We start from the raw sequence: 8,755 nt of genomic DNA on the forward strand, positions 1-8,755 counted from the left end.
CTGCCGTCCTGGTCATGACCTACTGGAACCCCGTGGTCCGGATGGGCGTGGACGAATTCTCCCGCAGCCTTGCCGAGGCCGGGGGAGCCGGACTCATCACCCCGGACCTGATCCCCGACGAAGCCTCCGAATGGATGGCGGCCTCGGACAAGTACGGTCTGGACCGCGTGTTCCTCGTGGCGCCCTCGYCCTCCCCGGAACGCATGAAGCGGACCGTCGAGGCCAGCCGTGGCTTCGTGTACGCCGTCTCCATCATGGGCGTCACCGGCGCGMGGACCTCGGTCAGCTCCGCGGCCAAGGACGTTGTGGCCGCCGCGCACGCCGCGGGCGCCGAACGAGTCTGCGTGGGCCTGGGCGTCTCCAACGCGGACCACGTCCGCGAGATCGCCGAGTACGCCGACGGCGTGATCGTGGGCACCGCCCTCGTCGCGGCCATCCGGGACGGCGGCGTGGATGCGGTAGCCTCCTTGACGAAAGACCTCAGCACTGGCCTTACCAAGGAAGAAGCGTAAGCAATGCAGTCAGTCCTCCACGCGGCGGCGATGATTCCCGCGAGCATTCCGAGCCCTAGCTGGTCCGGATTCGACATCCCGCTGCCGTGGGGGTCACTGCGCATCCACGCCTACGCCCTCTGCATCCTCGCCGGCATCGTCGCCGGCCTCTGGCTCACCTCCGTCCGCTGGGCGCGCCGCGGCGCGCCCGAGGGCAGCGTGTGGGACATCGCGATCTGGGCCATCCCGTTCGGCATCATCGGCGGACGGCTCTACCACGTGTTCTCGTCACCGGATGCCTACTTCGGCCCCGGGTTCAACGGCACCGGGGACCTGTCCCTGATTCCGCAGATCCAGCGCGGCGGCTTGGGCATCTGGGGTGCCGTCGTCCTCGGCGCCGTGGGCGCCTGGATCGGGTGCCGGCGAGCCGGGGTGAAGCTGAGCGCCTTCATGGACGCGGCGGCCCCCGGGCTGCTGCTGGCCCAGGCAATTGGCCGGTGGGGGAACTACTTCAACCAGGAGCTCTTCGGCGGCCCCACCACACTGCCGTGGGGGCTCCAGATCGACCCGAACAGCCCTAACTTCCCGGCCGGTATGCCCGCCGACACACTCTTCCACCCGACGTTCCTCTACGAGTCCCTGTGGAACCTCGCCGGCGTCGTGATCCTGCTGGCCCTGGACCGGAAGTTCAACTTCCGCCGCGGCCGCMTCTTCTGCCTCTACGCCGTCTACTACACCCTGGGCCGGGTGTGGATCGAAGCCATGCGGATCGACGACGCAGAGCAGATCAGCCTGTTCGGCATCACCACCCGGCTCAACGTCTGGACCAGCATCTTTGTCCTCCTCGGGGCCCTGATCGCCTTCATCCTCCTCGGGCTTCGCAAGCCCTCAGGTCCGGACACCCCGTTCCTCCCGGGCCGGGAACCGGCCACCGAAACTGCCGCCGTCKAAACCGCCGGGACGGTCGGGAAGCCTGAGGCCGAACCGGCTCCCGAGGCGGTCTCCGCCGTCGAAACCGATGCTGCCGCCACTGCCGATAAAAGCGCTGCGGACGCCGTTCCCGCCGGCGCAACATCCATCCGCCATGCGGACACACTTGTCTCAGATAGTGAATCCCGTGGTAATCTCCGAGATAACCAAAGCGGACCAGGTTCCGCGCCCGCGTCTGTCTCCGCACCTGCGGACGAAGATGCTGGCGCGAGCAAGGACTCCACCGGCGGCACCAAGCCCGCCACCGGAGATCCGGCAGCCGGAGTATCCGGCCGCCAGGCAACCGAAACCGCGCCGGAGGCCGAGGGCACCAAGTAACTCGGCACCGGCAACTCGGGTTGCGGAGCCACCGCTCGCAGGACCCGACACCACAGCGTCGTGGCAAGAGGGAATGTTGTGGACAGCAGATAGGGGCTGTCCACGCAAGCCCGGGCCAGTACCTGCGTAACTGTTACTACAGAAGGCCGGGCTGGCCTACAATTCCAGTTAGAAAAACACTCTGTTGCGCCCATCACACCGGCGTGCCGAGTGGGGCCAATGTTGTCCCTCCCATACGCACGATCAGGAGGAAGGACGTCTCCAATGACCCAAACTCTTCACAGCCCCAGCTGGTCCGATCCGGACCAGCCGACGGCCGCAACGTCACCCTTCGCCCGTTTTGCGTCGATGCCGGCCGCGGCCGGGCTCTACAACCMGGAGAACGAGAAGGACGCCTGCGGCCTGGCCATCATCGCCACGCTGCGCGGTGAGCCGGGCTACGACATCGTCGACGCGGCCCTGACCGCACTGCGCAACCTTGAGCACCGCGGCGCCGTGGGCGCCGATGAGGGCACCGGCGACGGCGCCGGCCTCCTCATGCAGGTCCCGGACGAATTCTTCCGCGCAGTCACCGACTTCGAGCTTCCCGCCCCCGGCCAGTACGTCGTGGGAACCGCCTTCCTGCCGGCCGAGCAGCGCGAATCCGACGCCGCCCGGGCCGGAATCGAAAGCCTCGCCGCCGATGAGGGCCTGACGGTCCTTGGCTGGCGCGAAGTCCCGATCGTGGCCGACCTCGTCGGGGCAATGGCCCGGGCCTGCATGCCGCACTTCTCCCAGCCGTTCTTCGCGTCCAGCACCGGGGAAAGCCTCGAGCGCAACGAGCTCGATTCCCGCGCCTGGCGGATTCGCAAGCGCGCCCAGAACAAGTTCGGCGTGTACTTCCCGTCGCTGTCCTCGCGGACGATCGTCTACAAGGGCATGCTCACCACCGCGCAGCTGGAACCGTTCTACCCGGACCTTTCGGACAAGCGCTTCAAGACCAAGCTCGCGATTGTCCACTCGCGCTTCTCCACCAACACGTTCCCGTCCTGGCCGCTGGCCCAGCMGTTCCGCACGATCGCGCACAACGGCGAGATCAACACCGTCAAGGGCAACCGCAATTGGATGCGGGCACGGCAGTCGCAGCTCGCCAGCCCGCTGCTGGGCGACTCGCCCGAAGAGCTGTTCCMGATCTGCACCCCCGGCGCCTCGGACTCCGCCTCCTTTGACGAGGTTGCGGAGCTGCTCTGGCTCTCCGGCCGGCCCATCACCCACTCGATCATGATGATGATCCCGGAGGCGTGGGAGAACCACGCCACCATGGATCCGGCGCGCCGCGCCTTCTACGAGTACCACTCCATGCTCATGGAGCCGTGGGACGGCCCCGCAGCTGTGTCCTTCACGGACGGCAACCTGGTAGGCGCCACGCTGGACCGCAACGGGCTGCGCCCGGGCCGGTACTGGATCACCGAAGACGGACTCATCGTCTTCGCCTCCGAAGTCGGCGTGATCGATGTCGAACCTTCCAAGGTGGTCAAGAAGGGCCGCGTCTCGCCGGGCAAGATGTTCCTGGTGGACACCGAAGCCGGGCGGATCATCGACGACGCCKAGGTCAAGGCCGAGGTCGCCGCGGCGAACCCCTSGGCCGAATGGCTCAAGGACAACCTGATCGACCTCAAGAACCTCCCCGAGCGCGAGCACGTTGTMCACACGGCCGCGTCGGTCAACATCCGCCAGCGGACCTTCGGCTACACCACCGAGGAACTGAAGATCCTGCTCGGCCCGATGGCGCGCACCGGCGCCGAACCGCTGGGTGCCATGGGCTCCGACACCCCCGTGGCCGTGCTGTCCAAGCGCCCGCGGCTGCTCTTCGACTACTTCGTGCAGTCCTTCGCGCAGGTCACCAACCCGCCGCTGGATGCCATCCRTGAAGAGCTCGTCACCTCCCTGACATGCGCGATCGGCCCGAACGGCAACCTGCTGGACACCAAGCAGGTCCGGCAGCCGCAGGTCTCGCTGCCGTTCCCCGTGATCAACAACGACCAGCTCGCCAAGATCGCGAACATCGAGAGCGCCGACGGCGACAAGGTCGCCATGAAGGTCCGCGGTCTCTACCGCCCCGAAGGCGGCGAGCACGCCCTCCGCGCCCGCCTCACCGAAATCTGCGAGCAGGTCTCCGGCGCGATCAACCGCGGCGTCCAGTACGTGGTGCTCTCGGACCGCGACTCGAACGCCCAGTGGGCGCCGATCCCGTCCCTGCTGCTTGTCAGCGCCGTGCACCACCACCTGCTGCGCAGTGCCAACCGCACCAAGACCGCCCTCGTGGTGGAGGCCGGAGACGTCCGCGAGACGCATCACGTCGCCGTGCTCATCGGCTACGGCGCCTCGGCCGTGAACCCTTACCTGGCCATGGAATCCGTGGAGCAGCTCATCGCCTCCGGGGACGTCGTCGGCGTCACCCCGCAGGACGGCGTGTACAACCTGATCAAGGGCCTCGGCAAGGGCGTCCTGAAGATCATGTCCAAGATGGGCATCTCCACTGTGGCCTCCTACACCGGTGCCCAGACCTTCGAAGCGCTTGGCCTCGGCCAGGATCTGGTGGACGAGTACTTCTCCGGCACGCATTCCCAGCTCGGCGGCGTGGGCCTCGATGTCATCGCGGCCGAAGTCCTGGCACGCCACCGGATGGCCTACCCCGAGAACGGGATCGAACTGCCGYACCAGCCGCTGCTCGGCGGCGGCGAATACCAGTGGCGCCGCGACGGCGAACCCCATCTGTTCAACCCGGAGACCGTCTTCCGGCTGCAGCACGCCACACGTGAACGCCGCTACGACATCTTCAAGGCCTACACCCGCGGCGTGGACGACCAGTCCGAGAACCTCATGACCCTGCGCGGCCTGCTGAAGTTCAAGGCCGGCCTGCGTCCCGCGGTGCCGCTTGAGGAAGTCGAGCCCGTCTCCAGCATCGTCAAGCGGTTCTCCACCGGTGCCATGAGCTACGGCTCTATCTCCCAGGAAGCCCACGAGACCCTCGCGATCGCCATGAACCGGCTGGGCGGCAAGTCCAACACCGGTGAGGGCKGCGAGGACGTGGACCGCCTRCTCGATCCCACCCGCCGTTCCGCTGTCAAGCAGATCGCCTCCGGCCGATTCGGCGTCACGAGCCTGTACCTGTCCAACGCGGACGACATCCAGATCAAGATGGCGCAGGGTGCCAAGCCCGGCGAAGGCGGCCAGCTGATGGCGCAGAAGGTCTACCCCTGGGTGGCCCGGACGCGGCACTCGACGCCCGGCGTCGGCCTCATTTCGCCGCCCCCGCACCACGACATCTACTCGATTGAGGACCTCGCGCAGCTGATCTACGATGCCAAGCGCGCCAACCCCTCGGCCCGCGTGCACGTCAAGCTCGTCTCCGAGGTCGGGATCGGCACCGTGGCGGCCGGCGTCACCAAGGCGAAGGCCGACGTCGTGCTCGTTTCCGGACACGACGGCGGTACCGGCGCCTCGCCGCTGAACTCGCTCAAGCACGCCGGTGTCCCGTGGGAACTCGGCCTGGCCGAGACGCAGCAGACGCTCATGCTCAACGGCCTGCGCGACCGCGTGGTGGTGCAGGTGGACGGTCAGCTCAAGACCGGCCGCGACGTCGTGATCGCCGCGCTGCTTGGCGGCGAGGAGTTCGGCTTTGCCACCGCCCCGCTGGTGGTCTCCGGCTGCATCATGATGCGCGTCTGCCACCTGGACACCTGCCCGGTGGGCGTCGCGACCCAGAACCCCGAGCTCCGCTCACGGTTCAGCGGCAAGCCGGAATTCGTGGTGAACTTCTTCGAATTCCTCGCCGAGGAGGTCCGTGAAATCCTCGCTGAGCTCGGTTTCCGCAGCATCGAGGAGGCGATCGGCCACGCCGAGATGCTCGACTGCCGCGACGCGATCAACCACTGGAAGGCCGAAGGGCTGGACCTGGATCCGATCCTGCACGGCCTCGAGTTCGACGACGACGCACCGCTGCGCAACCTCACCGGACAGAACCACGAGCTGGACAAGCACTTCGACCAGCGCCTGATCGCCATGGCGGCCGAAGCCCTCAGCGACCGCACCCMGGTGAAGATCTCGGTGAACGTCATCAACACGGACCGCTCGGTCGGCACGATGCTCGGCCACGTGGTCACGAAGACGTTCAGCACCGACGTGCTGGCGACGGACACCATCGACATCACGCTCAACGGAACCGCCGGCCAGTCCCTCGGGGCGTTCMTGCCGGCCGGCATCACGCTGCGCATGTTCGGCGACTCGAACGACTACGTCGGCAAGGGTCTTTCCGGCGGCCGAATCATCGTCCGGCCGGACCGCACCAACGTGTTCCCGGCCGAGCGCAACGTGATCGCCGGCAACGTGATCGGCTACGGCGCCACGAGCGGCGAGATGTTCCTGCGCGGCCAGGTGGGCGAACGCTTCCTGGTCCGCAACTCCGGCGCCACCGCAGTGGTCGAAGGAATMGGCGACCACGGCTGCGAGTACATGACMGGCGGCCAGACGCTGATCATCGGCCGCACCGGCCGCAACTTCGGCGCCGGCATGTCCGGCGGTACGGCCTACGTGCTGGACCTGCAGACCGAACGCGTCAACAAGCAGGCCCTCGAGTCCGGCGAGCTGCAGCTGCGCGAGCTCGACGCCGAGGACCGTGACATTGTCCATGGACTGCTGGTCAAGCACGTCGAGKAAACCGAATCGCTCAACGCGGCCCGGCTCCTCGAGAACTTCGACGACACCGCAGCCCGCATTACCAAGGTGCTGCCGCGCGACTACGCGGCCGTCCTGCAAACCCGTCTTGACGCCATCGAAGAGGGCCTGGACCCCGACGGCGAAGAAGTTTGGTCTCGAATCCTGGAGGTGACCGGTGGCTGATCCACGCGGATTTCTGAAAGTACGTCAGCGTGAAACGCAGCCGCGCCGTCCCGTTCCGGTCCGCATCATGGACTGGAAAGAGGTCTACGAAGCCCAGGAAAAGGGCGTCCTGAAGGCCCAGGCCGGCCRCTGCATGGACTGCGGCGTGCCGTTCTGCCACCAGGGCTGCCCGCTGGGCAACCTCATCCCGGAATGGAACGACCTCATCTGGCGGGACAAGGGCGAGGAAGCGATGGAGCGGCTGCACGCCACCAACAACTTCCCCGAGTTCACCGGCCGGCTCTGCCCGGCCCCCTGCGAGGCGTCGTGCGTGCTGGGCATTAACCAGCCCGCGGTGACCATCAAGCAGGTCGAGGTATMGATCGTGGACCAGGCCTTCGAGAACGGCTGGGTCAACCCGCTGCCGCCGGCCCGACTGACCGGCAAGACGGTCGCCGTCGTCKGCTCCGGCCCGGCCGGACTCGCCGTCGCGCAGCAGCTGACCCGCGTGGGCCACACTGTTKCTGTGTACGAGCGCGACGACAAGATCGGCGGGCTCCTGCGCTACGGCATCCCCGACTTCAAGATGGAAAAAGAGCAGGTGGACCGCCGCCTGGAGCAGATGAAGGCCGAGGGCACCCGGTTCCGCACCGGCGTGGCCGTCGGCACCGACGTCACTTGGGAGCAGTTGCGCCGCCGGTACGACGCCGTCGTGGTCGCCACCGGCGCCACCGTCCCGCGTGACCTGCCGATCCCGGGCCGCGAGCTCGAGGGCGTGCACTTCGCCATGGACTACCTTGTCCCGGCCAACCGGGTGGTGGCGGGGGAGACCGTGGAGAACCAGATCAACGCCGCCGGCAAGCACGTGGTGATCCTGGGCGGCGGCGACACCGGCGCGGACTGCCTCGGCACCGCGCACCGGCACCAGGCCGCCTCCGTGACCACCCTGGCCATCGGCAAGCAGCCGCCACTCGAGCGTGCCGGCCACCAGCCGTGGCCGACGTTCCCCACCCTGTTCGAGGTCGCCAGCGCGCACGAGGAAGGCGGCGAACGCACCTACCTCGCCTCCACTGTCGAGTTCGTCGGAGAAAACGGCAAGCTCACGGGCGTCAAGGTTGCGGAGACTGAATTCGTCGACGGCAAGCGCCTCCCGAAGGCCGGCACCGAGCGGATTATTCCGGCGGACCTCGTCTTCCTGTCCCTCGGCTTCACGGGAGCCGAGCCGGCCGGGATCACCGAGCAGGTCAGCGCCGACTTCGACGGCCGCGGCAACGTGGCCCGCGACGGCTACTACATGACCAACACCGAGGGCATCTTCGTCGCCGGGGACGCCGGCCGCGGGCAGTCGCTCATCGTCTGGGCCATCGCCGAGGGGCGCGCCTGCGCCGCCGCGGTGGACAAGTTCCTGATGGGCAGCACCATCCTGCCGGCCCCGGTGGCACCGACCGACCGGGCGATGGCCGTCCTGTAGCCCTTCCGGTCACTGGATTTCGGTCATCAGGGATTCACACTCGCTTCAACTTCATCCATGCAACAGACCACTAGGGTAGGTATATGAGACGCGCTAAAATCGTGGCCACGTTCGGACCGGMAATCGCAAGCTTCGAGAACACGCTTGCCGTGCTGGAAGCCGGCGTCGACGTGGCACGCATGAACATGAGCCACGGTGATTACTCCGTGCACGACAACACCTACGAGAACGTCCGCAAGGCTGCMGGGCAGCTTGGCAAGGCCGTGGGCATCATGGCCGACCTGCAGGGCCMGAAGATCCGCCTGGGCCGCTTCGTGGACGGACCGCACCTCCTAGAGGTCGGTGACACGTTCACGATCACCACGGAGGACGTTCCGGGCACCAAGGACATCTGCTCCACGACGCTCAAGAGCCTCACMGAGGACGTCCAGCCGGKCGATGCCCTGCTGATCGACGACGGCAAGGTTGCCCTGCGCGCCATCGAGGTCGACGCCGTCAAGGTCGTTGCCCAGGTGGTTGTCGGTGGCTGGGTTTCGAACAACAAGGGCATCAACCTGCCCGGCGTGGCCGTCAACGTGCCGGCGCTGAGCGAAAAGGACGAGGACGATCTGCGCTGGGCGATGCG

The 8,755-nt window shown here is 67.3% G+C and carries 5 protein-coding genes; all 5 read left to right on the forward strand.

Annotation, left to right across the window (positions count from 1 at the left end):
• Positions 1–512: tryptophan synthase subunit alpha (gene trpA / locus AC1DBQ_RS19320; RefSeq protein ID WP_476930046.1), on the forward strand; the 512-nt coding region annotated here is incomplete at its 5' end.
• 3 nt (positions 513–515) lie between these two features.
• Complete coding sequence (gene lgt, locus AC1DBQ_RS19325) at positions 516–1,799, forward strand: prolipoprotein diacylglyceryl transferase (protein ID WP_476930047.1); 1,284 nt, start codon at positions 516–518, stop codon at positions 1,797–1,799.
• Positions 1,800–2,063: 264 nt separating this feature from the next.
• On the forward strand, positions 2,064–6,680 hold the full coding sequence (gene gltB, locus AC1DBQ_RS19330; protein ID WP_476930048.1) for a glutamate synthase large subunit: 4,617 nt from the start codon (positions 2,064–2,066) through the stop codon (positions 6,678–6,680).
• A complete protein-coding gene (locus tag AC1DBQ_RS19335) occupies positions 6,673–8,130 on the forward strand; it encodes a glutamate synthase subunit beta (protein ID WP_476930049.1) in 1,458 nt (485 codons plus the stop codon). Before gltB ends, AC1DBQ_RS19335 begins: the two co-directional genes overlap by 8 nt.
• An 83-nt stretch (positions 8,131–8,213) precedes the next feature.
• Positions 8,214–8,755: pyruvate kinase (locus AC1DBQ_RS19340; protein WP_476930050.1), on the forward strand; the 542-nt coding region annotated here is incomplete at its 3' end.

This window comes from Arthrobacter sp. 10T413_2 (genome assembly GCF_056394205.1).